The sequence below is a fragment of the Cupriavidus taiwanensis LMG 19424 genome (assembly GCF_000069785.1).
Taxonomy (GTDB): domain Bacteria; phylum Pseudomonadota; class Gammaproteobacteria; order Burkholderiales; family Burkholderiaceae; genus Cupriavidus; species Cupriavidus taiwanensis.
Genome location: NC_010528.1, coordinates 2,363,934 through 2,389,124, shown reverse-complemented (window position 1 = coordinate 2,389,124; position 25,191 = coordinate 2,363,934). Strand labels below are relative to the sequence as shown.

Below are 25,191 nucleotides of genomic sequence, written 5' to 3'. Positions count from 1 at the left end.
CCGCCATACTTATAACGACGAGACCCAGGAGCCCCCATGACCTTCCGATTCTGCCCGCAGTGCGGCGCGCCGCTGGAGGTGCTGCCGCTGTCCGGGCGCGAACGCCACGCCTGCGTGCAGCAGGACTGCGGCTTCGTGCACTGGAACAACCCGCTGCCGGTGCTGGCCGCGGTGGTGGAATACCAGGACAAGCTGCTGCTGGCGCGCAACGCGGCCTGGCCGGAGAAGATGTTTGCGCTGGTGACCGGCTTCCTGGAGCGCGACGAGCCGCCCGAACTGGGCGTGGCGCGCGAGCTGAAGGAGGAGACCAACCTCGATACCGAGTCGGTCGCGTTGATCGGGGTCTACGAGTTCATGCGCAAGAACGAGCTGATCATCGCCTATCACGTCAAGGCGACCGGCACCGTCGAACTGTCCGAGGAACTGGCCGAATACAAGCTGGTGGCGCCCGAGGACGTGCGGGTGTGGTCGGCCGGGACCGGCTTCGCGGTGGCCGACTGGCTTGCCGCGCGCGGCTACCCGGTGCGCTTCTTCGATCGCCAGACCGGCGCCGACATTCCGGACCCGCGCCGCCCCCACGACTTCAGCCAGATCGGGGCTTCGCTACAATATCGCTGGTAAGGCGGGTTTCTCAGCCAGCCTCCAGCCCCCAAGCATCAGAGGAAGAGACGAATGGAGTTCCAGAAAGAAGTGGACGCGCGCGGCCTGAACTGCCCGCTGCCGATCCTGCGCACCAAGAAGGCCCTGGCCGACATGGCCAGCGGCGATGTCCTCAAGGTGCTGGCCACCGATCCCGGCGCCACGCGCGATTTCCAGGCCTTTGCCAAGCAGACCGGCAACGAGCTGCTGTCGCACTCGGAAGTGGACAAGGTGTTCGTGTTCTACATGCGCCGGCGCTGATGGATTGCTCCCGTTCCCGCCCGCGGGGCAGGGAGCGTTCATCCGTCCGAAAAGGAAAAAGCCGCTCGAAAGCGGCTTTTTCTTCGTAACCCGTCCGGGGGAGCTCAGCGCCCCAGGCCGTTCAGGTGTTCGCGCGATTCCAGGTAGGCGCTGAAATCGGTACCCACTTCGGGGTGCTTCAGCGCAAACTCGACGGTCGCCTTGAGGTAGCCCAGCTTGCTGCCGCAGTCATAGCGGCGGCCCTGGTAGCGGTACGCCAGCACCTGCTCCTGGCCCAGCAGCGACTGGATCGCGTCGGTCAGCTGCAGTTCGCCGCCCGCGCCGGGCTTGAGCTCGCGAAGGTGGTCGAAGATGCGCGGCGTCAGGATGTAACGGCCGACCACGCCAAGGTTCGACGGTGCATCTTCCGGCGCCGGCTTCTCGACGATGCCCGAGACCTTGATCACGTCGTCGTCCCACTCGCGGCCGTCGATCACGCCGTAGGAGCGGCTCTGCTCGGGCGTGATTTCCTCGACGCCCAGCACCGAGCAGTTGTAGTGGTTGAAGGCATCCACCATCTGCTTCATCACCGGCGGGTTGCCGTCGATCAGGTCATCGGCCAGCATCACCGCGAACGGCGTGTCGCCCACCAGCTTGGCCGCGCACAGCACGGCATGGCCCAGGCCCAGTGCCTCGGGCTGGCGCACGTAGTAGCACTCCACGTTGGCCGGCTTGATCGAGCGCACCACGTCCAGCAGCGCCTGCTTGTTCTTGGCTTCGAGCTCTACCTCCAGTTCGAAGGCCTTGTCGAAATGGTCCTCGATCGCGCGTTTGGAGCGGCCCGTGACGAAGATCATCTCGGTAATGCCGGCGGCCATGGCTTCTTCCACGGCGTACTGGATCAGCGGCTTGTCCACCACCGGAAGCATTTCCTTGGGGCTGGCCTTGGTGGCTGGCAGGAAGCGGGTGCCCAGGCCCGCAACCGGGAACACAGCCTTGGTGACGCGATTTTCCATATCAGGTGTACCTCTCAGATTCCAGTCCATAACCCTGCCAGCCAGCGTGGGCGCCGTCTGTCCGGTTCTGTCCGACGATGCCGCACAGAACCCCCGGCTGGCAGGGGCGTGATGCAGGCCGCCTGGCTGACCCCTCGGTCAGGCCGGCAGCCGCTGCAGCTGGCCCTGCAGCTTGGCCAGCGTCTGCTCGAAATCGGACAGGCGCTGCGTCTCTTGCGCCACCACCGCGGGCGGAGCCTTGGCGACAAAGCTCTCGTTCGACAGCTTGGCGCGGCACTTGCCGATTTCGCCACCGATGCGTTCGACTTCCTTCGACAGGCGCGCGCGCTCGGCGGCGACATCGATCTCGATCTTCAGCAGCAGGTGGTTGCCCCCGGCAATGGCGACCGGCGCACCGGCGCCTTCGGCCTGCAGGGCAGCTTCATCTTCGAAGACGCGCACCTCCGAAAGTTTCGCCAGCGCCTGGATATGTGCGCTGGCCGCCTTCAGGAAGGCGCTGTCGCCCTCGGCATATAGCGGGATGCGCTGGGCCGGCGAGATGTTCATTTCGCCGCGCAGGTTCCGGCAGGCGTCGATCACTTCCTTCAGGCGCGCGACCCACTGTTCGGCATTTTCGTCGATCTTGGCGACGGCGGGCAGCGGATACGGCTGCAATGCGATGGTTTCCGCACCATCGCCGCTGGCACGCCCGGCCAGCGGGGCGACCTTTTGCCACAATTCCTCGGTAATGAACGGGATGATCGGATGCGCCAGGCGCAGCACGGTTTCCAGCACGCGCAGCAGGGTGCGCCGCGTGGCGCGCTGCTGGGCTTCGGTGCCGTTCTGGATCTGCACCTTGGCCAGCTCGAGGTACCAGTCGCAGTACTCGTCCCAGACGAACTTGTAAATGGCGTTGGCGATATTGTCGAAGCGGTACTCGGCAAAGCCTTTTTCGACCTCGGCCTCGACACGCTGCAGCAGCGACACGATCCAGCGGTCCGCCTGCGAGAAATCGAGGTAGCCGTCCGGGCCGCAGTCCTGGTTGCAAGGGCCCATGCCGCAGTCATGGCCCTCGGTGTTCATCAGCACGAAGCGGGTGGCGTTCCACAGCTTGTTGCAGAAGTTGCGGTAGCCCTCGCAGCGGCCGGTGTCAAAGTTGATGTTGCGGCCGAGCGTGGCCAGCGACGCGAAGGTGAAGCGCAGCGCGTCGGCGCCAAAGGCCGGAATGCCCTCGGGGAATTCCTTTTTCGTCTTCTTCTCGATCTTCGGGGCGTCCTTGGGCCGGCGCAGGCCGGTGGTGCGCTTCTTCAGCAGCGTGTCGAGGTCGATGCCGTCGATCAGGTCCACCGGGTCGAGCGTGTTGCCCTCGGACTTGCTCATCTTCTTGCCTTCCGAGTCGCGCACCAGGCCGTGCACGTAGACGGTATGGAAGGGCACCTTGCCGGTGAAGTGCTTGGTCATCATGACCATGCGCGCCACCCAGAAGAAGATGATGTCGTAGCCGGTGACGAGCACCGACGACGGCAGGAAGTGCTTCAGCTCCGGCGTTTCCTCGGGCCAGCCCAGCGAGGAGAACGGCACCAGCGCCGACGAGAACCAGGTGTCGAGCACGTCTTCCTCGCGGCGCAGCGCGCCGGTGCTGCCGGCGGCCTTCGCCTTGGCGAGCGCTTCCTCTTCGGTGCGGCCGACGAAGCAATTGCCGGCATCGTCGTACCATGCCGGGATCTGGTGGCCCCACCACAGCTGGCGCGAGATGCACCAGTCCTGGATATTGCCCAGCCACTGGTTGTAGGTGCTGATCCAGTTCTCGGGCACAAGCTTGATCTCGCCGCTCTGCACGGCCTCGAGCGCAACCTCGGCGATCGAGCGGCCGGGGTAGAAGGTGCCTTCCGGCGCCGGCTTGCTCATGGCGACGAACCACTGGTCGGTCAGCATCGGCTCGATCGCGCTGCCGGTGCGCTCGCTGCGCGGCGTCATCAGCTTGTGCTTCTTGACGTCTTCCAGCAGGCCCTGCTTGTCGAGGTCGTCGACGATGGCCTTGCGCGCGTCGAAGCGGTCCAGGCCGGCATAGGCGGCGGGGGCGTCGGCAACGATCTTCGCATCGAGCGTCAGGATCGACAGCTGCGGCAGGTTGTGGCGCAGGCCCACCGCATAGTCGTTGAAGTCATGGCCCGGGGTGACCTTGACCACGCCGGTGCCGAACTCGCGGTCGACGTATTCGTCGGCGATCACCGGGATCTGGCGACCGGTCAGCGGCAGGTGCACCGACTTGCCGATCAGGTGCGCATAGCGCTCGTCTTCCGGATGCACCATCACGGCGACGTCGCCCAGCATGGTTTCCGGACGCGTGGTGGCGACGGTCAGGTGGGTCAGGCCGCCCTTGGCGTCAGCCTCGACCAGCGGATAGCGGATATGCCACAGCGAGCCTTCTTCCTCGACGCTGTCGACTTCCAGGTCCGACACCGCGGTGCCCAGCACCGGATCCCAGTTGACCAGGCGCTTGCCGCGGTAGATCAGGCCCTGTTCGTACAGCCGCACGAAGACTTCGGTGACGGCCTTCGACATCTCCGGCGACATCGTGAAGTACTCGCGGCTCCAGTCGATCGACGCGCCCATGCGCCGCACCTGGCGGGTGATGGTCGAGCCCGACTCTTCCTTCCAGGCCCACACCTTCTCGGTGAACTTTTCGCGGCCGAGGTCATGGCGCGACACGCCCTGGCCCTCGAGCTGGCGCTCCACCACGATCTGGGTGGCGATGCCGGCGTGGTCGGTGCCCGGCACCCACAGCGTATTGGCGCCCAGCATGCGCGCATGGCGCGCCAGGCCGTCCATGATGGTCTGGTTGAAGGCATGGCCCATGTGCAGCGTGCCGGTCACATTCGGCGGCGGCAGCTGGATCGCGAAGTCCGGGCGGGCAGGGTCGAAGGTCGGCTTGGCGATGCCGCGCTTCTCCCACTCGGGGCCCCATTTCGCCTCGATGGCGGCGGGTTCGAAGCTCTTGGCAAGCGATTGGTCTTGGGCGGTCATGCTGGGATGTCGAGGTTGGCGTCTGGATGCGTGGCAGGTGCGGTGCCCTGCGCCTGGCGGTCGCTGGCGGCCTGCGATGGCCGGCCTGGCGCCAGTGAAACCACAAATTATACGGGGGCGGGCGCCTGGTGCCTATTTCGTGGCCGGCGGCGGCCGGCGCGCGACCCATGCGCTCGCGCTGGCGGGCGGGCCGGATGTGATTTATGGAACAGGGCCCCCCGGTATAATTGCGGGCGATTCCATTAGGCCTTTCCGATGCCCGACCTGCTTGCCAACCTGAACGCCGAACAACTAGCCGCCGTCACCCTGCCCGACGAACCGGCTCTGATCCTGGCGGGCGCGGGCAGCGGCAAGACGCGCGTGCTGACCACGCGCATTGCCTGGCTGATCCAGAACGGCCATGTCTCGCCGGCGGGCATCCTGGCGGTGACCTTCACCAACAAGGCCGCCAAGGAAATGCAGACGCGGCTGTCGTCGATGCTGCCGATCAACACCCGCGGCATGTGGATCGGCACTTTCCACGGCCTGTGCAACCGCATGCTGCGCGCGCATTTCCGCGACGCGGGGCTGCCCCAGACCTTCGCCATCCTGGACAGCCAGGACCAGCTCTCGGCGCTGAAGCGGCTGCTCAAGTCGCTCAACGTCGACGACGAGAAGTACCCGGCCAAGAACCTGCAGTACTTCATCAACAATGCCAAGGAGCAGGGCCTGCGCCCGGCCGACGTCGAGGCCAACGACGATTTCAACAAGCGCTTCGTCGACCTCTACGCCGCCTACGACATGCAATGCCAGCGCGAGGGCGTGGTCGACTTCGCCGAGCTGCTGCTGCGCTGCTACGAACTGCTGCGCTACAACGACGCCATCCGCCAGCACTACCAGCACCGCTTCCGCCACGTGCTGGTCGATGAGTTCCAGGACACCAACGTGCTGCAGTACCAGTGGCTCAAGCTGCTGGCCGGCCACGGCACGCAGAACCCGGCCGCAGTCTTTGCCGTGGGCGACGACGACCAGAGCATCTATGCCTTCCGCGGTGCGAACGTCGGCAACATGCGCGACTTCGAGCATGAGTTCCGCGTGCGCCGGATGATCAAGCTGGAACAGAACTACCGCTCGCACGGGCATATCCTGGATTCGGCCAACCACCTGATCTCGCACAACGCGCGCCGCCTCGGCAAGAACCTGCGCACCGACGCCGGCCACGGCGAGCCGGTACGCGTGTTCCAGGGCGGCTCGGACGGGCAGGAAGCCGCCTGGATCATCGAGGAAATCCGCGACCAGATCGCGCAGGGCGCCAGCCGCGCCGAGATCGCCATCCTGTACCGCAGCAACGCGCAGTCGCGCGTGATCGAGCACGCGCTGTTCTCGGCCGGCATCCCGTACCGCGTGTACGGCGGCCTGCGCTTCTTCGAGCGCGCCGAAATCAAGCACGCGCTGGCGTACATGCAGCTGCTGGAGAACCCGCGCAACGACGCCGCCTTCGGCCGCGTCGTCAACTTCCCGGCGCGCGGCATCGGCGCGCGTTCGCTGGAAGTGCTGCAGGACATGGCGCGCCAGTATGACTGCGCGCTGGCCGAGGCGGTGGCCTACGTGCCCGGCGCGGCCGGCAGCAAGCTGGCCGCGTTCACGCGGCTGATCGACCAGATGCGCGCGGACACGCGCCGCATGACGCTGGCCGAGACCGTGGAATACGTGATCAACCACAGCGGCCTGATCACGCATTACCAGGGCGAGAAAGAAGGGCAGGACCGTATCGAGAACCTGCAGGAACTGGTGACCGCTGCGCAGGCCTTCGTGGTCGAGGAGGGTTACGGCCTGGAAGCGCTGGCCGCGGTGATCCCGGCCGAGCGCGGCCCCGCCACGCCGGTGCTGGCCGACGGCGACCAGTCACAGCAGCTGCTCGACCCCGAGGCGCTGCCGGTGGTGATGACGCCGCTGGTAGCGTTCCTGACCCACGCCTCGCTCGAGGCCGGCGACAACCAGGCGCAGGCTGGCCAGGACGCGGTGCAGATGATGACCGTGCACGCCGCCAAGGGGCTGGAGTTCGACGTGGTCTTCATCAGCGGCCTGGAAGAAGGGCTGTTCCCGCACGAGAACAGCATGATGGATCCCGACGGCCTGGAGGAAGAGCGCCGGCTGATGTACGTGGCGATCACGCGCGCGCGCAAGCGGCTCTACATGTCGTTCGCGCAAAGCCGCATGCTGCACGGCCAGACCCGCTACCACGTGCGCTCGCGCTTCTTCGAGGAGCTACCCGAGGCCTCGCTCAAGTGGCTGACCCCGCCGGCGCAGAGCTACGGCGGCGTGCGCCGCCAGGAACGCGACAATGCCTGGGGCCGCGACTGGTTCCGCAAGCCCGAGGACGTGCCCTATACCGGCACCAGGCCGACCGGCGGCATGGACAACGGCAACGGCTATGCCGATGCCAAACGCGAGGCCGGCACCGGCTTCCGCGTCGGCCAGTCGGTGTTCCACAACAAGTTCGGCGAAGGCGTGATCACCGCGCTGGAAGGCGAGGGCGCCGATGCGCGCGCCAATATCAACTTCAAGCGGCATGGCGCCAAGTGGCTGGCGCTAGCGGTGGCGAAGCTGGATGCGATCGATTGAGGTAGCGAGCGCGGTCTCGGGCCCCGCTGGTTTGCTCCCCTCTCCCGCAAGCGGGAGAGGGAGCACACCATCGCGTAGCGAGCGTTTTTTCAGACGCCCGGCGCAGCCGGCGCCGCCGGCTCGACCCCCGGCGGGGTCACGTTGAAGCAGCCGCGGTACGTCGCATAGAACGAGCAGTACAAGATCGCCAGCATCAGCAGCGAATACGGCGTGACCAGGAACGACAGCACGGTCTCGGCGCCGAAGGCGCTGAACACCGCCTCGAGGAAGAACGGAATCGCCACCAGCAGCATCGCGAACAGCACCGCGTAGGTGAAGAACGCGCCGCGGTTGCGCCAGCACGCGGTCCAGCTGAAGAACAGCGCCTTGACCGGCGGCACGCCGTGCCAGGCGGCCAGCAGCGGCGCGAACCAGAACATCATCGCGATCGGCGTGTACAGCAGCGCGCCGATCAGCATGGCGTAGTACAGCTGGCGCACCGCCTCGGCGGTCGGCGCTTCTTCCTTCAGCACGATCGGCACCAGCGCGCTCATGTCGACCACCGCGCCGGCGATCAGCCCCAGTATGAAGACCAGCCCGGCGTAGATGCCGCCCAGCACCAGCAGGTTGCGCGTGGCTTCCTTGCCGTTGGCCCGAAAGCCCGCCAGCAGCACGGTGGGCAGCACCCGCTTGTTCTGGATCACGTCGCGGCAGGCGGTCATCACGCCGACCGACAGGCCGGGCGTGACCACCAGCAGCGCGATGATGCCGATCAGCGGCACCACGATGGCCAGCTGCGCGGCGATCAGGTAGACGAACAGCAGCATCAGGAAGGTCAGCGGGTTCTTGCGGAACAGCCAGATGCCCTGGCGGAACCAGGTGTAGCCTTCCTTGGCAGGGACTTCCAGTAGTTGCATACGGGTCAGATCCAGGGGAGCGGGGCGCTCTCGGGGTTCGCGGGTTGGGCGTCCAGGCGCCGGCGCAGGATGCGTTCGAAATGGGTCGGATCGTGCGGTTGCAGCATGTCGGCCTCGCGCGGCAGGTAGAAGTCCCACAGTCGCGACACCCAGAAGCGCAGCGCGCCGGCGCGCAGCATGTCCTGCCAGTGCGCGGCCTCGGTCTCGGTCAGCGGCCTGACCGCATGATAAGCCCGCAGCAGCGCCTGCGCGCGCTCGGCGTCGAGTTCGCCGGTGGCCAGGTCGATGCACCAGTCGTTGACGGTGACCGCCACGTCGAACAGCCACTTGTCATTGCCGGCGAAGTAGAAATCGAAGAAGCCGCCCAGCCGGTGGCGGCCGCTGGCGTCTTCCTCGAACAGCGCGTTGTCGCGGAACAGGTCGCAGTGGCACGGGCCTTCGCCCAGGCTGGCGTACGCGGCGCTGGCGAAGAACGCCGCCTGGTGGGCGATTTCACGTTGCAGCAGCGCGCGCTGGCCGGCATCGAGGAAGGGCAGGATCTCGCGTTCGGTCTGCTGCCACCAGGGCAGGCTGCGCAGGTTGGGCTGGCGGCGCGGATAGTCGGCGCCGGCCAGATGCATGCGCGCCAGCATATCGCCGACCTCGGCGCAATGCTGCGCGTCGGGCGCGAGCTGCGATGCGCCCGGCAGGCGCGTGACGATGGTGGCGGGCTTGCCCTTGAGCGGGCGCAGGATCTCGCCGTCGCGCGCCGGGATCGGCGCGGGCACGCGGATGCCGCGCTCGGCCAGGTGCGCCATCAGGTGCAGGTAATAGGGCAGCTGCGTGAACGACAGCCGCTCGAAGATGGTCAGCACATACTGGCGCGTCTGGCCCTCGTGCTCCATGGTGAGGAAGAAATTGCTGTTCTCGATGCCCGAGGCGATGCCGCGCAGCTCGCGCACTTCGCCAAGGTCGAAATCCAGCAGCCAGCGGGCGATCTCGTCCTGCGAGACCGTGGTGAATACGGCCATACTCGTTGTGTGAAGCGAATCGGAAAGCGGCGGCGCCAGTTACGGACAAAATCCGGGCCGCCGCCGCGGCATGACTGCCGGAGGGCCGGCGCGGCCTGGCGTTTGCGGCCAGGCCGTGGGCAAGCGGGTTCAGAACTTCAGGTTGACCGAAGGCACGCGGTTGACGTCATGCTCGCGGATCTTGGGCGAGCTGTCTTCCGGCTTGCTCATCTCGTACCTGGTGCCGAAGCCCGACTTGACCTGGATGTCGGTGGCGCGCCCCTTGTCGCGGTACTCGCGCACCTGGGTGCCATCGCGTTCATTCAGCTGGAAGCTCGGCTGGCGCGGCTGGTTCAGCTGCGACCTGGCGGCCGGGGCGATCGGCTGGTTGTTGATCTGGTTCAGTTCCTGCTGGGTCAGCGCATTGCTTTCCTGCGCGACGGCCCAGCCGGATGCCAGCGCCAGCGCGGCGGCCGCTGCCGCGGCCAGGGCGGGCACGGACCGCCTGGCAGGCGATTCGGGCTCGCCGGCCACGGCGGCTGCGCGCGCGGACCGGACCGGGCGGACGGTAGAAGGGGAGGTCATCAGGTGCTCCTGTGCGGGCTGCGCCACGACAGGCGCGCAGCGCCGCGGCATGCGGCGGTTGGACTGCGACCCGGCGGCACCGGGCTTGGCAGACGGACAGGTTCCATTCTAGCAATTCCTGTCCCGCACAGGCCGCCGCCGTGCCCCGGGGGGCACCTGCGCGACCGCGCCGGGTGGCGCATGCGTTGCCGCCGCGCCCGGGCCGCCGGCAGGGGCGGCCGCCTGCCGGCCTTACAGGTAGAACATTTCTTCCTTTGGCGGAATCGGCTTGTCGCCGCCGCGCTGCTCGTAGTAGTCGTAGACCGCTTCCAGCACTTCGTGCGGCTCGTCGACGATCTTCATCAGGTCCAGGTCGTGCTCGGCGATCAGGCCCATCGGCAGCAGCGTGAAGCGGAACCAGTCGAGCAGGCCCTTCCAGAAGCGGCTGCCGAACATGATCACAGGCACCGAGCGCGACTTGCCGGTCTGCACCAGCGTCAGCACCTCGGCCAGCTCGTCGAGCGTGCCGAAGCCGCCCGGCATCACGATAAAGGCGTCGGAGTTCTTGACGAAGGTGACCTTGCGGGTGAAGAAGTGGCGGAAGCGCATGGCAATGTCCTGGTACGGATTGCCCTGCTGCTCGTGCGGCAGTTCGATGTTCAGGCCGACGCTGGCGGACTTGCCGGCGTGCGCGCCCTTGTTGGCCGCTTCCATGATGCCGGGGCCGCCGCCGGAGATCACGGCAAAGCCGGCGTCCGAGAACAGCCGCGCGATCTCGATGGTGCGCTGGTAGTAGGGCGAGTCCTCGCGCAGGCGCGCGCTGCCGTAGATCGACACCGCCGGGCGGATCTCGGACAGGTACTCGGTGGCCTCGATGAACTCTGCCATAATCGTGAACATTTGCCACGAAGCGCGCGCCTTCTTTGCGGTAGCGCGGTCTTCGTCGGCCAGCGCACGCAGGCTGGGGATCATCTTGCGCGGATTGGCGCGCGCCGCCGCCGCCGCAGCCTTTTCAGCAGCAACTTCCGGCGGATTGCCCGCGGCGGCGGCATCGGCCGCCGCGGCAATGGCCGCGGCGTGTTCGGAGGCAGCCTCCGGCGGGGGTTGTACGGTATCGCCGGAGATATCAGCAACGTCCGGGTCAGCAAGGGGGGCGGTCGAGGCACCGCCTGCAGCGGCACCAGTCAATTTTGAGTCCATGGGAATGTCGGATAGTCCAAAAACACTCTTGCTCGTCGATGGATCGAGCTATCTGTATCGCGCTTATCACGCTTTGCCGGACCTGAGGAATGGGGAGGGTCTGCCCACAGGGGCAATCTACGGCATGATCAACATGCTGCGCAAGTTGCGCAACGACTACCCGGCAGAGTATAGCGCTTGCGTGTTCGACGCCAAGGGCAAGACCTTCCGCGACGACCTGTACCCGGCCTACAAGGAACACCGCCCGTCGATGCCCGAGGACCTGGCGCGCCAGATCGAGCCGATCCACGAGGCCGTGCGCGCGCTGGGCTGGCCGATCGTGGTGGTCGACGGCGTCGAGGCCGACGACGTGATCGGCACATTGTCGCGCCAGGCCATGGAGCAGGGCGTGCGCACGGTGGTGTCCACCGGCGACAAGGACCTGGCGCAGCTGGTCAACGAGCACGTCACGCTGGTCAATACCATGAGCGGCGAAGTGCTCGATCCTCCGGGCGTGCTGGCCAAGTTCGGCGTGCCGCCCGAACGCATCATCGACTATCTGTCGCTGATCGGCGATGCCGTCGACAATGTGCCGGGCGTGCCCAAGGTCGGCCCCAAGACCGCGGTCAAATGGCTGGCCGAGCATGGCTCGCTCGACGGCGTGATGGCGGCCGCTTCCGGCATCAAGGGCGTGGTGGGCGAGAACCTGCGCAACACGCTGGAATGGCTGCCGATGGCGCGCCGGCTGGTAACGGTCAAGACCGACTGCGACCTGAGCAAGTCGGTCGCCGATTTCCACGCGCTGCGCGAGACCGGCGAGGACAAGGAGCAGCTGGTGGCGTTTTTCCAGCGCTATGGCTTCAAGACCTGGCTGCGCGAAGCCACCGGCGAAAGCCTGCCCGACGCGCGCGCCCAGGCCCGCGCCCGTGCCGCGACGAGCGCGCCCGCGCAGGGCGGACTGTTCGATGCGCCTGCGCCGTCGGCCGGCGACGGTGCGCCGCCGGCCGATGACGCGGCGCCCACCGAGATCCGCTACGAGACCGTCACCACCCCGGGCATGCTGGAAGACTGGCTGCGGCGCATCGAATCCGCGCCGCTGGTGGCGATCGATACCGAGACCACCTCGCTCGATCCGATGCAGGCGCAGCTGGTCGGCATCTCGCTGTCGGCGGCGCCGGGCGAGGCCTGCTATATCCCGGTGGCGCACCGCGGCCCCGACGTGGCCGGCCTGCCCGAGCACGGCCAGCTGTCGCGCGAGTTCGTGCTGGAACGCATGCGCGCCTGGCTGGAAGATGCCAGCCGGCCCAAGCTCGGCCAGAACCTGAAATACGACATCCATGTATTCGCCAACCACGGCATCAAGCTGCGCGGCGTGGCGCACGACACCATGCTGCAGAGCTACGTGCTGGCCTCGCACCGCAACCACGGCATGGACAGCCTGGCCGAGCGCCTGCTGAGCCTGAAGACGATCACCTATGAAGAGGTCTGCGGCAAGGGCGCCAGCCAGATCGGCTTCGACCAGATCGACCTGGCCCGCGCCACCGAATACGCCGCCGAGGATGCCGACGTGACGCTGCGCCTGCATCGCAGGATGTTCCCGCAGGTCGAGGCCGCGGCGGGGCTGCGCCGCGTCTACGAAGAGATCGAGATGCCGGTCTCGGTGGTGCTGCAGAAGGTCGAGCGCAACGGCGTGCTGATCGACGCCGAACGGCTGGCCGCGCAGAGCGCCGAGCTGGGCCAGCGCATGCTGGCGCTGGAGCAGTCGGCCTACGAGGCCGCCGGCCAGCCGTTCAACCTGGGGTCGCCCAAGCAGATCGGCGAGATCCTGTTCAACCAGATGAAGCTGCCGGTGGTGAAGAAGACCGCGAGCGGCGCACCGTCGACCGACGAAGAGGTGCTGCAGAAGCTGGCCGAGGACTACCCGCTGCCCAAGCTGCTGCTGGATTACCGCGGCCTGTCCAAGCTCAAGTCCACCTATACCGACAAGCTGCCAAAGATGGTCAACCCGCGCACCGGGCGCGTGCACACCAGCTACGGCCAGGCCACCGCGGTGACCGGGCGGCTGGCGTCGACCGAGCCCAACCTGCAGAACATCCCGGTGCGCACCGACGAAGGCCGCCGCATCCGCGAGGCCTTTATCGCCGAGCCGGGCAGCGTGATCGTGTCGGCTGACTATTCGCAGATCGAGCTGCGCATCATGGCCCATATCTCGGGCGACGAGAACCTGCTGCGCGCCTTTGCCAACGGCGAGGACATCCACCGCGCCACCGCCGCCGAAATCTTCGGCGTCGAGCGCGACGCCGTCAGCAGCGAGCAGCGCCGCTACGCCAAGGTGATCAACTTCGGCCTGATCTACGGCATGAGCGCGTTCGGGCTGGCCAGCAACCTGGGCATCGAGCGCGACGCCGCCAGGCACTATATCGACCGCTACTTCATGCGCTACCCCGGCGTGGCCCACTACATGGAAGAGACGCGCCAGACCGCGCGCGAGCAGGGCTATGTCGAGACCGTGTTCGGCCGCCGGCTGTGGCTGCCGGATATCAACGGCGGCAGCGGCCCGCGCCGCCAGGCCGCCGAGCGCGCCGCCATCAATGCGCCGATGCAGGGCACCGCGGCCGACCTGATCAAGCTGTCGATGATCGCGGTGCAGGACTGGCTGGAGCGCGACGGCCTGCAGACGCGCCAGATCATGCAGGTACACGATGAACTGGTGCTGGAAGTGCCCGAGCACGAGCTGGAGCTGGTCAAGGCGCGCCTGCCGGAACTGATGTGCACGGTGGCCGAGTTGCGCGTGCCGCTGGTGGCCGAAGTGGGCAGCGGCGCCAACTGGGAAGAAGCGCACTGAGGCCGCAGCGGGCCTCCGCTGGCGAGCCGGCACCCCGGCCGGCTCGCTGCCCCCCTGCGTGGTGGTATCGAATGAAGCGACTGCTGAGTCGGCGTGCGGCGCTTGCCAGCCATGCTGCAATGCAGCAGACTGTGGCAAACGCCTCGGCAAATGCCTCAGGCAAAGAATTTATAAAAACGCAGCAGGTAGACCATGACAGAAACAAGGACGCACCGCATCGTCGTCGTCGGCGGCGGAGCAGGGGGGCTGGAACTGGTAACGAAGCTGGGCGACAAGCTCGGCCGCAAGGGCGCGGCGCAGGTGGTGCTGGTGGACCGCCTGCCCACGCATATCTGGAAACCGCTGCTGCATGAAGTCGCCGCCGGCAGCATGGATCCCAACACCCATCAGCTTGAATACGCGGCGCAGGCGCGCTGGCATCATTTCGAGTTCCAGCAGGGCGAGCTGACCGGCATCGACCGCACCCGCAAGACCATCTCGGTATCGGCCTGCGTCGACCAGGACGGCGCCGAGCTGCTGCCCGCGCGCGAACTGCCGTACGACACGCTGGTGCTGGCGATCGGCTGCGTCACGCATTTCTTCGGCGTGCCGGGCGCCGCCGAGCACGCCATCGCGCTGGACACCGTGGCGCAGGCCGAGCGCTTCCGCAAGCGGCTGATCGCGGCCTGCGTGCGTGCCCAGAACGGGCGCGGCCGCGTCGGCGAGGACGGCCGTCCGCGCGTGGACGTGGCCATCATCGGCGCCGGCGCCACCGGCGTGGAACTGTCGGCGGAACTGCGCAACACCGCGCATGTGCTCAGCGCCTATGGCCTGCACCGCCTCGACCCGCGCCGCGACGTGCGCATCCACGTGATCGAGGCCGGTCCGCGCATCCTGCCGGCGCTGTCCGAGCGGGTCTCGGCCGAGACCGCCAAGCTGCTGCGGAAGCTGGATGTCGATGTCTTCACCAGCGAACGCGTGACCGAAGTCACGGCGCAGGCCGTGCTGACCGCCAGCGGCAAGACCATCGATGCCGACCTGACGGTGTGGGCGGCCGGCATCACCGCGCCCGCGGTTCTGGCCAGCCTGGGCCTGCCCGTCAGCCGCCAGGGCCAGATCGTGGTCGGCCCGACGCTGCAGAGCGAGGGCGACCCGGATATCTTCGCCTTCGGCGATTGCGCCAGCTGCCCGTGGCCCGAGAAGCAGACCTCGGTGCCCCCGCGCGCGCAGGCCGCGCACCAGCAGGCCACCTTCCTCTACGAGGCGCTGTGCGCGCGGCTGGCGGGGCGGGCGCTGCCGCAGTTCACCTTCAAGGACTTCGGCTCGCTGGTGTCGCTGGGGCACTTCAGCGCGGTGGGCAGCCTGATGGGCGGGCTGATCGGCGGCTCGATGTTTATCGAAGGGCTGATGGCGCGCTTCATGTACACCTCGCTGTACCGGATGCACGTGATGGCGCTGCACGGCGCGGTCGGGATGGCGCTGGACACCGTCTCGCACTGGCTGCGCAGCAAGACCAGTCCGCGCGTCAAGCTGCACTGACGCATGGCCCGCACCCCCCGCTTCCGGGTGGGGGGCGCCGGCGGGCCTGCGCCGCCATGTTTTCTCCATGTCTGCTTAAAATCGGCGCGGGCGCCGCGTGGCGGCCCAGCCACCAACGATCCTGGAGACAAGCATGCTCAAACCAGAAGTGGACAGCCTGGTCCCCGGCCAGACCTTCGACCGCCGCGGCTTCGTCAAGACCGCGCTGGGTTCCGCCTTCGCGGCCGCGGCCTTGCCGGTGATGGCCCAGCAGGCGATCAAGACCGATTTTGCCGGCCTGAACGCGGGCGAGGTCACGATTCCGTCGGGCGGCTTCAGCATGCCGGCCTACCGGGCCCAGCCGGAAGGGAAAAAAAATCTGCCGGTGGTGCTGGTAATCAGCGAGATCTTCGGCGTGCATGAGCATATTGCCGATGTGTGCCGGCGCTTTGCCAAGCAGGGCTACCTGGCGATCGCGCCCGAGCTGTTCGCGCGCCAGGGCGATCCGCAGAGTTTCGGCACGATCCAGGAATTGCAGCGCGAGGTGATCGCCAAGGTGCCCGACGCGCAGGTGATGGGCGACCTCGATGCCGCGGTGGCCTGGGCCGGCGCCAACGGCGGCGACGTCTCGCGCCTGGCCATCACCGGGTTCTGCTGGGGGGGCCGCATCACCTGGCTGTACGCCGCGCACAGCCAGCGCCTGAAGGCCGGCGTGGCCTGGTATGGCCAGCTGTCGCCCGAGCCGACGCCGATCAAGCCGAAGAACCCCATCGACCTGGTCGGCCAGCTCCATGCGCCGGTGCTGGGCCTGTACGGCGGCAAGGACACCGGCATCCCGCTGGAGCAGGTGGACCGGATGAAGGCGGCGCTGGCGTCGTCGTCCGATCCGGACGCCAGAAAGTCGCGCTTTATCGTCTATCCAGAGTCCGGCCACGCCTTCCATGCCGACTACCGGCCCAGCTACCGCGAAGCCGATGCCCGGGACGGCTGGCAGAAGTGCCTGGACTGGTTCAGGCAGCACGGCGTCGCCTGATCCGTCAGCTGGCCCCGCCCCCGGGTGGGGCTGGCCGGCCGACGGCAGGATTGCAAAGTCCCGGCGGATACGTACAATGCGGCCTTTGAGTTATTGCAACATTGTTGCGTTTGCCGCCCGGCGCGATGCGGGCGGAACGGCGGGGCCGCCCGGCACCGCCACCCCGGGAGCCCATCATCCATTCGACGCTTTTGTATATCCTGCTCGCCGCCACGATTTCGGGGGTGGGCAGCATCTTCGGGGCGGCGCTGCTGTCGCTGACGGTGGCGTCCCGCGTGGTCGAGCGCATGGTGAGCTTTTCGGTGGGCGTGCTGCTCGCCACCGCGCTGCTGCATTCGCTGCCCGAGGCGTTCGAGTCCGGCGCCGATCCGCGCGCGCTGTTCGGCACCTTGCTGGCGGGGCTGCTGGGTTTCTTCCTGCTGGAAAAGCTCTCGCTGCTGCGCCATTCGCACCATCACGAGGGCGACGGGCACCACCACCACCATGGCCATGACCGCGAGGAAGCCGGCCGCAGCGGCCTGACCATCCTGGTCGGCGACACCTTCCACAACTTTGCCGACGGCATCGTGATCGCGGCGGCCTTCCTGGCCGACCCGCATATCGGCGTGGTCACCGCGCTCGCGATCGCCGCGCACGAGATCCCGCAGGAGGTGGGCGACTTTATCGTGCTGCTCAACGCTGGCTTCTCCAAGGCGCGCGCCTTTGCCTTCAACCTGCTGTCGAGCCTGGCGGCGATTGCCGGCGGGGTGGTCGGGTACTTCCTGCTCGACCAGCTGAGCGGGTGGATTCCCTACGTGCTGGTGATCGCCGCCAGCAGCTTTATCTATATCGCCGTCAGCGACCTGATGCCGCAGATGCAGCGCAAGCCGCGCTGGCGTGAATCGGCGATCCAGGTGGTGCTGGTGGCGGCGGGGATCTCGGCCATCGTCTTTATCACCAATGGCGTGCACGAACAGCACAGCCACGGCGGGCACGGCCACGCCGCGCCCGTGGCCGCGTCACACTAGCCGGCTCAGGCCGGCCCGGTCGCCACCGGGCGCGCCGGGTCGGCGCACCATTCGCTCCACGACCCCGGATACAGCGCCGCGCCGCCCAGGCCAGCGGCTTCGAGCGCCAGCAGGTTGTGGCAGGCGGTAACGCCAGAGCCGCACTGCATCACCGCCTGCGCGGGGGCGTGCGTGCCCAGCACCGCGCCGAATTCCGCGCGCAGCGTCTCGGCCGGCTTGAAGCGGCCCTCGGCGTCCAGGTTGTCCTTGAAGAAGCGGTTCACCGCGCCCGGGATATGGCCGCCGACCGGATCCAGCGTCTCGTTCTCGCCGCGGAAGCGGTCGGGCGCGCGCGCATCCACCACCAGCAGCCGGCCCTGGCCGAGATTGCCGAGGAGTACGTCCGCATCGACGGTCGGCACCAGCGACTTGCCGCGGCGGATCGTGCCCGGCACCTCGGGTTCGGCCGCGGCATCGTGCTCCAGCGGCAGGCCGGCCCTGACCCAGGCGTCCTTGCCGCCATCGAGCACGGCCACGGCATCGTGGCCGATCCAGCGCAGCAGCCACCACAGCCGCGCGGCGAACATGCCGCCCTGGGCGTCGTAGGCAACCACCGGGGTATCGTCGTCGATGCCGAGCGCCTGCAGGCGCGCGACCAGGTCGTCGGCATCCGGCAGGGGGTGGCGGCCGTTTCGGCCGGTTTTCGGGCCGGACAGCTCGTTGTCCAGATGCAGGTAGAACGCGCCAGGCAGGTGGCCGGTGCGGTAGGCCTCGCGGCCGGCGGCGGGGTTGGCCAGGTCGAAGCTGCAGTCGATGACGACGCAGCGGCCGGGCCCGGCCAGCAGGGACTGCAGTGCGGTGACGGAAATCAGCGGTTTCTGCATGGGAATCCTGTAGCGATCGGAGAAAAAATACAGGGGTGTTGGGGCTTACCGAATGCTACACCTCGGGGTGCACCTCCGCCTCCGGCGACTTGACCGGCGTGGCAGGCGTGGGCTTGGCGTCGGTGCCCTGGCGCGCGCGCATCAGCGTGGTGGCAATGCCGCTGGCGATGATCAGCCCCATGCCCAGCCACGACAGCCAGTTCAGGCGATCGGACCAGATCAGCATGCCCCACACGCTGGAGAAGACGATGCCGGCGTATTGCAGGTTGGCGGTCAGCAGGGTGTTGCCGCGCTTGTAGGCGCGCGTCATTGCGGTCTGGCCCAGCGTGGCCAGGATGCCGATTGCCAGCAGCAGGCCGGCGCCGTACCAGGTATGCGGGCTGGTGCCCTCCAGCAGCATCCAGGCCAGCCCGGCGATCATGCCGACCAGCGAGAAATAGAACACGATGCGGCCTTCGGGCTCGCCGAGCTGGCCGAGCTGGCGCACCTCGACATAGGCCAGCGCGGTGAACATGCCCGAGATCAGCCCGACCAGGCCGCCAGTCAGCTGATCCTTGCCCACCGACGGCTGCAGCAGGCAGATCACCCCGGCAAACGACAGCAGGATGGCCAGCACCAGCCGGCGGTCGGCGTTGCCGCCGGTGCCGGCCAGCGCCGCGCTCGCGCCCAGGATCAGCGCGATCCACACCGGCGACATGTAGTTCAGCGTCATCGCGGTGGCCAGCGGCAGCAGCGAGATCGAGGTGAACCACAGCATCAGCGAGGTCACGCCGAACACGCTGCGCTTGATGTGCGACAGCATGTACGGCGTGCGCACCGAGACCCCGCGCGAGGACAGCAGCACCCACATGATCACCACGCTGATCAGGCCCCGGTAGAAGACGATCTCGCCGGTGTTGTACAGGTCGGACGCCAGCTTGACGCCAACCCCCATCAGCGAAAAGGCGAAGGCGGCGAACAGCATCCAGAGCGATTGCATGGCGAGGGCGCGGTGAAGCGGGCAGGAGCGAAGGAGAGAGTGCCGGCGCGCGAGCGGGGCTCTGCGGCCTCGCGTCGACCGCGCCGGCTAATGATTCTAGCAGCGCACATCGCCCACCAAAGCAAAACGGACCGCCGTGGCGGTCCGTTTCAGGTTGCGTTGTGCGCTGATCGCACTAGCCGGCGTAGGCCATGGCGCGGCGGTACCACTCATGGAAGTGCTGCATGCCGTCTTCCATCGGCGACTGGTAGGGGCCGACCTCGCTGGTGCCGCGCTTGAGCAGCGCCAGGCGGCCGGCGTCCATGCGTTCGGCGATCTCGTCGTCCTCGATGCAGGTTTCCATGTAGGCGGCGCGCTCGGCCTCGACGAACTCGCGCTCGAACAGCGCGATTTCCTCGGGGTAGTAGAACTCCACCACGTTGCGGGTCTTGCGCGGGCCGACCGGGTGCAGCGTCGAGATCACCAGCACGTTCGGGTACCACTCCACCATGATGTTGGGGTAGTAGGTCAGCCAGATCGCGCCGTGCTTGGGCAGCACGCCGTTGTTGAAGCGCAGCACCGCGTCATGCCATTTCTGGTACGTCGGGCTGCCGGGGCGCTTCAGCCCCGCATGCAGGCCCACGGTCTGCACGCTGTGCCATTCGCCGAACTCCCACTTCAGGTCGTCGCACGAGACGAAGCTGCCCAGCCCCGGGTGGAACGGCACGACGTGGTAGTCTTCGAGGTAGACCTCGATGAAGGTCTTCCAGTTGTAGTCGCACTCGTGCACCTCGACGTGGTCGAGCATGTAGCCGTCGAAGTTCAGGTCCTGCGCCACGCCCAGGCGGGCCAGGTCGGCGCGCACGTCGCGCGGGCCCTCGAACAGCAGGCCGTTCCAGTTCTGCAGTGGCGTGCGCTTCAGGTGCAGGCACGGCTGCTGGTCGAAATGCGGCGCGCCGAGCAGTTCGCCCTTCAGGTCGTAGGTCCAGCGGTGCAGGGGGCAGACGATGTTCTGCTTGTTGCCGCGGCCATTCAGCATGATGGCCTGGCGGTGGCGGCAGACGTTGGACATCAGTTCGACGCCCGCGGCGTTGCGCACCAGCATGCGGCCTTCGTCCTCGGCCTTGAGCGTGTGGTAGTCGCCGGTTTCCGGGACCATCAGCTCGTGGCCGACATAGCCCGGGCCATTCCTGAACAGCAGTTCGAGTTCTTGTTGATGCAGCGCTTCGTCGAAGTAGACGCCGACGGGCAGTTGCGAATCAGCCGGCGCCAGGTTGAGCGCGGTGCTGAGATTGGACATTATCCCCACTCCCAGATGAACAGGTGAAAGCAGTGAACAACCCAACCATCGAAAATGGAATCGATTTGGGAAAGACTGCCGCCCTGCGGGGACACTCTTGCAACCCCTGGCGGCGAACGGGGGATTGTACCCGACCCGAAAAGTTAAGGGACTGATTTTTTTGCCTTTTTAGCGAAAAAGTCGACCCGGGTCGTCATCGGGGTGCCGTACCGGGCGCATTCGGAAAGACGACCCGAGCGCACAAGTCACTTCCGCGTCGGAAGCACCCGGACAGGGCACGGTTTCCCCCTGCAAGATGGGGGCATGCCCGCGCTTTGGCGTAAAATCCGGGCTTCCCCATCCGGGTTTCCCCCGGTTCCAGCTTCCAGGGCCTGATATGCCAAAAACGACGACCGCTCCGGTCCAGACCGACAATACCGCCGACGCCGCCGCGGCGCCGCCCGCCTCCTACGAGGCGGCGATGGCCGAACTGGAAACGCTGGTGGCCAGCATGGAAAGCGGCGAGCTGCCGCTCGAGGCCTCGCTGGCGGCATACCGCCGCGGCGCCGAGCTGGTGCGCTACTGCCAGCAGAAGCTGGAGCGGGTCGAGCAGCAGGTGCGGGTCCTGGAGGGTGACGTGCTCAAGCCGCTGGCGGGCGAAGGCAACGGTGCCAACGGCGGCAATGGCGGCAATGGCGGCAATGGCGCACAGGGGACGGACGAGGCATGAGCGACTTTGCACAATGGATGCAGGCGCAGGGCGCGCGCACCGAGGCCGCCCTGCAGGCCGCGCTGCCCGACGCCGGCACGGTGCCGCACACGCTGCACGAGGCAATGCGCTATGCTGCGCTGAGCGGCGGCAAGCGCGTGCGCCCGCTGCTGGTGCATGCGGCGGGCGAAGTCAGCGGCGCGGCCCCGGCGGCCTGCGACGCGGCCGCCTGCGCGGTGGAGATGATCCACGCCTACTCGCTGGTCCACGACGACATGCCGTGCATGGACGATGACGACCTGCGCCGCGGCCGGCCGACCGTGCACAAGGCCTATGACGAGGCCACCGCATTGCTGGTCGGCGATGCGCTGCAGACCCAGGCGTTCATCGTGCTGGCCGGGGCCGAGCCGATCGCACCCGCGGTGCGGCTGCAACTGGTGGCGGAACTGGCACGGGCGTCGGGCTCGGCCGGCATGGCCGGCGGCCAGGCCATCGACCTGCAGAACGTGGGGCGGGCCATGACGCGCGACGCGCTCGAAGCCATGCACCGCATGAAGACCGGCGCGCTGCTGCGTGCCAGCGTGCGCATGGGCGCCCTGTGTGGCGAGATCGATGCCGCCGGGCTGGCCGCGCTGGACCGCTATGCGGCGGCGGTGGGATTGGCGTTCCAGGTGGTAGACGATATTCTGGACGTCACCGCGGACACCGCGACGCTGGGCAAGACCGCCGGCAAGGACGCCGCCCATGACAAGCCGACCTACGTGTCGCTGATGGGACTGGACGCGGCACGCGAACTGGCCGGGTCGCTGCGCGCCGAGGCGTACGAGGCGCTGGCCGGCTTTGGCGGGCGCGCCGCGCGGCTGCGCGACCTGGCGGACCTGATCGTGCTGCGCACGCATTAAACTGAGAGCCGGCCGAACGGACATCATGACCTACGCACTCCTCAACAAGATTGACGCCCCCGCTGACCTGCGCAAGCTCGACCGGCGCGAGCTCCAGACCCTGGCCGACGAACTGCGCGCCTATGTGCTGGAATCGGTCTCGCAGACCGGCGGCCACCTGTCGTCCAACCTGGGCACGGTCGAACTGACCATTGCGCTGCACTACGTCTTCAACACCCCCGACGACCGGCTGGTGTGGGACGTCGGCCACCAGAGCTATCCGCACAAGATCCTGACGGGACGCCGCGAGCGCATGCGCACGCTGCGCCAGTGGGGCGGCATCTCCGGCTTTCCGCGCCGCAGCGAGAGCGAATACGACACCTTCGGGACCGCGCACTCGTCGACCTCGATCTCGGCCGCGCTGGGCATGGCGCTGGGCGCGCGCACGCTGGGCCAGAAGCGCGTCTCGGTGGCGGTGATCGGCGACGGCGCGATGACCGCGGGCATGGCGTTCGAAGCGCTGAACAACGCCGGTGTCTACAAGGACCTGCCGCTGGTGGTGGTGCTCAACGACAACGACATGTCGATCTCGCCGCCGGTGGGCGCGCTCAACCGCCACCTGGCGCGGCTGCTGAGCGGCCAGTTCTATGCGGCCACCAAGAAGGGCATCGAGAAGGTGCTGTCGGTGGCGCCGCCGGTGCTGGAGTTCGCCAAGCGCTTCGAGGAACATGCCAAGGGCATGATGGTGCCGGCTACGCTGTTCGAGGAGTTCGGCTTCAACTACATCGGCCCGATCGACGGCCACGACCTGAATTCGCTGGTGCCGACGCTGCAGAATATCCGCGAGCGCGCGCTCGAAGGCGGCGGCCCGCAGTTCCTGCACGTGGTCACCAAGAAGGGCCAGGGCTACAAGCTGGCCGAAGCCGACCCGATCCTGTACCACGGCCCCGGCAAGTTCAATCCGGCCGAAGGCATCCGCCCGGCGGCCAAGCCCGCGCGCAAGACCTACACCCAGGTGTTCGGCGACTGGCTGTGCGACATGGCCGCTGCCGACAAGCGCCTGGTCGGCATCACCCCGGCCATGCGCGAGGGTTCGGGCATGGTCGAGTTCGAGAAGCGCTTTCCGGACCGCTATTACGACGTCGGCATCGCCGAGCAGCATGCGGTGACGTTTGCCGGCGGCCTGGCGTGCGAGGGCCTGAAGCCGGTGGTGGCGATCTACTCGACCTTCCTGCAGCGCGGCTACGACCAGCTGATCCACGACGTGGCGCTGCAGAACCTGCCGGTGGTGTTCGCGCTGGACCGCGCCGGCCTGGTCGGCGCCGACGGCGCGACCCACGCGGGCGCCTACGATATCGCCTACCTGCGCTGCATCCCCAACATGATGGTGATGACGCCGTCCGACGAGAACGAATGCCGCCAGCTGCTGACCACGGCATTCCAGCAGGACTGCCCGACCGCGGTGCGCTATCCGCGCGGCTCCGGCCCGGGCGCGGCAATTGCCGCCGACCTGGCCCCGGTGCCGGTGGGCAAGGGCGTGGTGCGCCGCGAGGCCGGCGCGCGCGCCGGGCACCGCGTCGGCTTCCTTGCGTTCGGCTCGATGGTGCAGCCGGCGCTGGGCGCGGCCGAGGCGCTCGACGCCACCGTGGCCGACATGCGCTTCGTCAAGCCGCTCGACGTGGCGCTGGTCAAGCGCCTGGCCGCCGACCACGACTACCTGGTGACGGTGGAAGAGGGCAGCGTGATGGGCGGCGCCGGCAGCGCCGTGCTCGAAGCCCTGGCCGAGGCTGGCATCGACAAGCCGGTGCTGACGCTGGGCCTGCCCGACCGCTTCGTCGACCACGGCGATCCGGCCTTCCTGCTGCAGCAATGCGGCCTCGACGCGGCCGGCATCGAGCGTTCGGTGCGCGAGCGTTTTGGCCTGGACCAGCCCCAGGTCACGGTCGCCCCGCGCGTGGCCTGATCACCTGCCATCCCGAGGGGATTCGGGCCGCCGCGCCACGGGTGCGTCCGAATTCCCTTACACTCCGTTTTTTGTGTTCGCAGCTGCGGGTCGGCACGCCAGTGCCGGGTCCCGTGGTTTCACACTCGTTGCGCGGCATGGAGGGACTGCGAAAATGCCGCGACCGTAAGGGCTTGCGCTTGCCTGGCGCGACCCTGGAGGAAACCGTAGATGAATGACATCAACCCCGCCTTCGTGATGCCCGACGTCCAGTCGAGCCCCGACACCCGCCAGATTCCGATCCAGCGTGTCGGCGTGAAGGGCGTGCGCTATCCGGTGACCCTGAAGACCCCGGCTGGCATCGTGCCGACCGTCGGCACCTTCAACCTCGACGTGCACCTGCCCGCCGACCAGAAGGGCACGCATATGTCGCGCTTCGTCGCGCTGCTGGAAGAAGAGCGCGCGCCGCTGGAGCTGGCCAGCTTCCGGCTGATGCTGGACAAGATGCTGGAGAAGCTCGAAGCCGAGGCCGGCCGCATCGAGGTCACGTTCCCGTACTTCATCAGCAAGATCGCGCCGGTGTCGGGCGTGGAGTCGCTGCTGGACTACGAGGTCACGCTGACCGGCGAAGTGCGCAACGGCGCCACGCGGGTGTTCCTGAAGGCGCTGGTGCCGGTGACCAGCCTGTGCCCGTGCTCGAAGAAGATTTCGCAGTATGGCGCGCACAACCAGCGCTCGCATATCACCATGAACGTGGAGCTGGCCGGCGAACTGCCGGTGGAGGCGCTGGTGCGCATGGCCGAGGAAGAGGCGTCCTGCGAACTGTGGGGCCTGCTCAAGCGTCCCGACGAAAAGTTCGTCACCGAGCGTGCCTACGAGAACCCCAAGTTCGTCGAAGACCTGGTGCGCGACATCGCCATGCGGCTGAATGCGGACGACCGTATCGTGGCCTATGTGCTGGAGGCGGAGAACTTCGAGTCGATCCACAACCACAGCGCGTATGCAGTGATCGAGCGGGACAAGCGCGTCGGTTGATTGCGTCCG

The 25,191-nt window shown here is 67.6% G+C and carries 20 protein-coding genes; 11 read left to right on the top strand and 9 right to left on the bottom strand.

Going from position 1 to position 25,191, the window contains the following annotated elements:
* The first annotated feature begins 36 nt into the window (after positions 1-36).
* Both RALTA_RS10925 and RALTA_RS10920 read left to right on the top strand, forming a co-directional pair.
* Positions 37-621, top strand: a complete 585-nt coding sequence (locus RALTA_RS10925; RefSeq protein ID WP_012353491.1) for an NUDIX domain-containing protein — start codon at positions 37-39, stop codon at positions 619-621.
* Positions 622-672: 51 nt separating this feature from the next.
* The gene (locus tag RALTA_RS10920) at positions 673-900 is read left to right on the top strand and encodes a sulfurtransferase TusA family protein (RefSeq protein WP_010813669.1); all 228 of its coding nucleotides are present in this window, start codon (positions 673-675) and stop codon (positions 898-900) included.
* 104 nt (positions 901-1,004) lie between these two features.
* Here RALTA_RS10920 and galU read toward each other — a convergent pair whose 3' ends face one another.
* Both galU and RALTA_RS10910 read right to left on the bottom strand, forming a co-directional pair.
* The gene (gene galU, locus RALTA_RS10915) at positions 1,005-1,895 is read right to left on the bottom strand and encodes a UTP--glucose-1-phosphate uridylyltransferase GalU (protein WP_025585208.1); all 891 of its coding nucleotides are present in this window, start codon (positions 1,893-1,895) and stop codon (positions 1,005-1,007) included.
* A gap of 138 nt (positions 1,896-2,033) precedes the next feature.
* Positions 2,034-4,901, bottom strand: a complete 2,868-nt coding sequence (locus RALTA_RS10910) for a valine--tRNA ligase (protein ID WP_012353489.1) — start codon at positions 4,899-4,901, stop codon at positions 2,034-2,036.
* A 255-nt stretch (positions 4,902-5,156) separates the two neighbouring features.
* On the opposite strand from RALTA_RS10910, the gene RALTA_RS10905 reads away from it, so the two are divergent.
* Complete coding sequence (locus RALTA_RS10905) at positions 5,157-7,505, top strand: UvrD-helicase domain-containing protein (RefSeq protein WP_012353488.1); 2,349 nt, start codon at positions 5,157-5,159, stop codon at positions 7,503-7,505.
* Positions 7,506-7,594: 89 nt separating this feature from the next.
* Here RALTA_RS10905 and RALTA_RS10900 read toward each other — a convergent pair whose 3' ends face one another.
* The 4 genes from RALTA_RS10900 to RALTA_RS10885 all read right to left on the bottom strand — a co-directional run bounded on the left by RALTA_RS10900 (position 7,595) and on the right by RALTA_RS10885 (position 11,154).
* Complete coding sequence (locus RALTA_RS10900; protein ID WP_012353487.1) at positions 7,595-8,401, bottom strand: BPSS1780 family membrane protein; 807 nt, start codon at positions 8,399-8,401, stop codon at positions 7,595-7,597.
* A 5-nt stretch (positions 8,402-8,406) separates the two neighbouring features.
* Positions 8,407-9,411 carry a homoserine kinase gene (locus RALTA_RS10895; protein ID WP_012353486.1) on the bottom strand — a complete coding sequence of 335 codons (1,005 nt, stop codon included), beginning with the start codon at positions 9,409-9,411 and terminating at the stop codon, positions 8,407-8,409.
* Positions 9,412-9,540: 129 nt separating this feature from the next.
* Positions 9,541-9,975: a membrane protein gene (locus RALTA_RS10890; protein ID WP_012353485.1), complete on the bottom strand. Its 435-nt coding sequence runs from the start codon at positions 9,973-9,975 to the stop codon at positions 9,541-9,543.
* 231 nt (positions 9,976-10,206) lie between these two features.
* Positions 10,207-11,154 carry an LOG family protein gene (locus tag RALTA_RS10885; RefSeq protein WP_012353484.1) on the bottom strand — a complete coding sequence of 316 codons (948 nt, stop codon included), beginning with the start codon at positions 11,152-11,154 and terminating at the stop codon, positions 10,207-10,209.
* 4 nt (positions 11,155-11,158) lie between these two features.
* On the opposite strand from RALTA_RS10885, the gene polA reads away from it, so the two are divergent.
* The 4 genes from polA to RALTA_RS10865 all read left to right on the top strand — a co-directional run bounded on the left by polA (position 11,159) and on the right by RALTA_RS10865 (position 17,515).
* Positions 11,159-13,978: a DNA polymerase I gene (gene polA, locus RALTA_RS10880; RefSeq protein WP_012353483.1), complete on the top strand. Its 2,820-nt coding sequence runs from the start codon at positions 11,159-11,161 to the stop codon at positions 13,976-13,978.
* 192 nt (positions 13,979-14,170) lie between these two features.
* The gene (locus RALTA_RS10875; RefSeq protein WP_012353482.1) at positions 14,171-15,496 is read left to right on the top strand and encodes an NAD(P)/FAD-dependent oxidoreductase; all 1,326 of its coding nucleotides are present in this window, start codon (positions 14,171-14,173) and stop codon (positions 15,494-15,496) included.
* Between the two features lie 133 nt (positions 15,497-15,629).
* Positions 15,630-16,508 carry a dienelactone hydrolase family protein gene (locus RALTA_RS10870; RefSeq protein WP_012353481.1) on the top strand — a complete coding sequence of 293 codons (879 nt, stop codon included), beginning with the start codon at positions 15,630-15,632 and terminating at the stop codon, positions 16,506-16,508.
* 125 nt (positions 16,509-16,633) lie between these two features.
* Positions 16,634-17,515: a ZIP family metal transporter gene (locus tag RALTA_RS10865; RefSeq protein ID WP_012353480.1), complete on the top strand. Its 882-nt coding sequence runs from the start codon at positions 16,634-16,636 to the stop codon at positions 17,513-17,515.
* A 5-nt stretch (positions 17,516-17,520) separates the two neighbouring features.
* Here the strand turns inward: RALTA_RS10865 and RALTA_RS10860 are convergent, their stop codons facing one another.
* From RALTA_RS10860 to RALTA_RS10850, 3 genes are all read right to left on the bottom strand, one after another.
* Entirely contained in the window at positions 17,521-18,378 is an 858-nt protein-coding gene (locus RALTA_RS10860) for a sulfurtransferase (RefSeq protein WP_012353479.1), read from the bottom strand.
* A 55-nt stretch (positions 18,379-18,433) separates the two neighbouring features.
* Positions 18,434-19,357: a DMT family transporter gene (locus RALTA_RS10855; protein WP_012353478.1), complete on the bottom strand. Its 924-nt coding sequence runs from the start codon at positions 19,355-19,357 to the stop codon at positions 18,434-18,436.
* Between the two features lie 175 nt (positions 19,358-19,532).
* Entirely contained in the window at positions 19,533-20,636 is a 1,104-nt protein-coding gene (locus RALTA_RS10850; protein ID WP_041232172.1) for an aromatic ring-hydroxylating oxygenase subunit alpha, read from the bottom strand.
* Positions 20,637-21,012: 376 nt separating this feature from the next.
* Between RALTA_RS10850 and RALTA_RS10845 the strand changes: the two genes are divergently transcribed.
* The 4 genes from RALTA_RS10845 to folE2 all read left to right on the top strand — a co-directional run bounded on the left by RALTA_RS10845 (position 21,013) and on the right by folE2 (position 25,182).
* Positions 21,013-21,345: an exodeoxyribonuclease VII small subunit gene (locus tag RALTA_RS10845; RefSeq protein WP_012353476.1), complete on the top strand. Its 333-nt coding sequence runs from the start codon at positions 21,013-21,015 to the stop codon at positions 21,343-21,345.
* Positions 21,342-22,226, top strand: coding sequence for a polyprenyl synthetase family protein (locus tag RALTA_RS10840; protein WP_012353475.1), 885 nt, complete (start codon positions 21,342-21,344; stop codon positions 22,224-22,226). Before RALTA_RS10845 ends, RALTA_RS10840 begins: the two co-directional genes overlap by 4 nt.
* A 25-nt stretch (positions 22,227-22,251) precedes the next feature.
* Positions 22,252-24,168 (top strand): 1-deoxy-D-xylulose-5-phosphate synthase, encoded by a 1,917-nt coding sequence (dxs, locus tag RALTA_RS10835; protein ID WP_012353474.1) that lies wholly within the window; start codon positions 22,252-22,254, stop codon positions 24,166-24,168.
* 210 nt (positions 24,169-24,378) lie between these two features.
* Positions 24,379-25,182, top strand: coding sequence for a GTP cyclohydrolase FolE2 (gene folE2, locus RALTA_RS10830; RefSeq protein WP_012353473.1), 804 nt, complete (start codon positions 24,379-24,381; stop codon positions 25,180-25,182).
* The last annotated feature ends 9 nt before the right edge of the window (positions 25,183-25,191 follow it).

Coding starts and splice junctions, on each gene's coding strand:
- RALTA_RS10925 (WP_012353491.1), top strand. CDS start 37: ATGACCTTCCGATTCTGCCCGCAGTGCGGCGCGCCGCTGGAGGTGCTG.
- RALTA_RS10920 (WP_010813669.1), top strand. CDS start 673: ATGGAGTTCCAGAAAGAAGTGGACGCGCGCGGCCTGAACTGCCCGCTG.
- galU (WP_025585208.1), bottom strand. CDS start 1,895: ATGGAAAATCGCGTCACCAAGGCTGTGTTCCCGGTTGCGGGCCTGGGC.
- RALTA_RS10910 (WP_012353489.1), bottom strand. CDS start 4,901: ATGACCGCCCAAGACCAATCGCTTGCCAAGAGCTTCGAACCCGCCGCC.
- RALTA_RS10905 (WP_012353488.1), top strand. CDS start 5,157: ATGCCCGACCTGCTTGCCAACCTGAACGCCGAACAACTAGCCGCCGTC.
- RALTA_RS10900 (WP_012353487.1), bottom strand. CDS start 8,401: ATGCAACTACTGGAAGTCCCTGCCAAGGAAGGCTACACCTGGTTCCGC.
- RALTA_RS10895 (WP_012353486.1), bottom strand. CDS start 9,411: ATGGCCGTATTCACCACGGTCTCGCAGGACGAGATCGCCCGCTGGCTG.
- RALTA_RS10890 (WP_012353485.1), bottom strand. CDS start 9,975: ATGACCTCCCCTTCTACCGTCCGCCCGGTCCGGTCCGCGCGCGCAGCC.
- RALTA_RS10885 (WP_012353484.1), bottom strand. CDS start 11,154: ATGGACTCAAAATTGACTGGTGCCGCTGCAGGCGGTGCCTCGACCGCC.
- polA (WP_012353483.1), top strand. CDS start 11,159: ATGTCGGATAGTCCAAAAACACTCTTGCTCGTCGATGGATCGAGCTAT.
- RALTA_RS10875 (WP_012353482.1), top strand. CDS start 14,171: ATGACAGAAACAAGGACGCACCGCATCGTCGTCGTCGGCGGCGGAGCA.
- RALTA_RS10870 (WP_012353481.1), top strand. CDS start 15,630: ATGCTCAAACCAGAAGTGGACAGCCTGGTCCCCGGCCAGACCTTCGAC.
- RALTA_RS10865 (WP_012353480.1), top strand. CDS start 16,634: ATGCGGGCGGAACGGCGGGGCCGCCCGGCACCGCCACCCCGGGAGCCC.
- RALTA_RS10860 (WP_012353479.1), bottom strand. CDS start 18,378: ATGCAGAAACCGCTGATTTCCGTCACCGCACTGCAGTCCCTGCTGGCC.
- RALTA_RS10855 (WP_012353478.1), bottom strand. CDS start 19,357: ATGCAATCGCTCTGGATGCTGTTCGCCGCCTTCGCCTTTTCGCTGATG.
- RALTA_RS10850 (WP_041232172.1), bottom strand. CDS start 20,636: ATGTCCAATCTCAGCACCGCGCTCAACCTGGCGCCGGCTGATTCGCAA.
- RALTA_RS10845 (WP_012353476.1), top strand. CDS start 21,013: ATGCCAAAAACGACGACCGCTCCGGTCCAGACCGACAATACCGCCGAC.
- RALTA_RS10840 (WP_012353475.1), top strand. CDS start 21,342: ATGAGCGACTTTGCACAATGGATGCAGGCGCAGGGCGCGCGCACCGAG.
- dxs (WP_012353474.1), top strand. CDS start 22,252: ATGACCTACGCACTCCTCAACAAGATTGACGCCCCCGCTGACCTGCGC.
- folE2 (WP_012353473.1), top strand. CDS start 24,379: ATGAATGACATCAACCCCGCCTTCGTGATGCCCGACGTCCAGTCGAGC.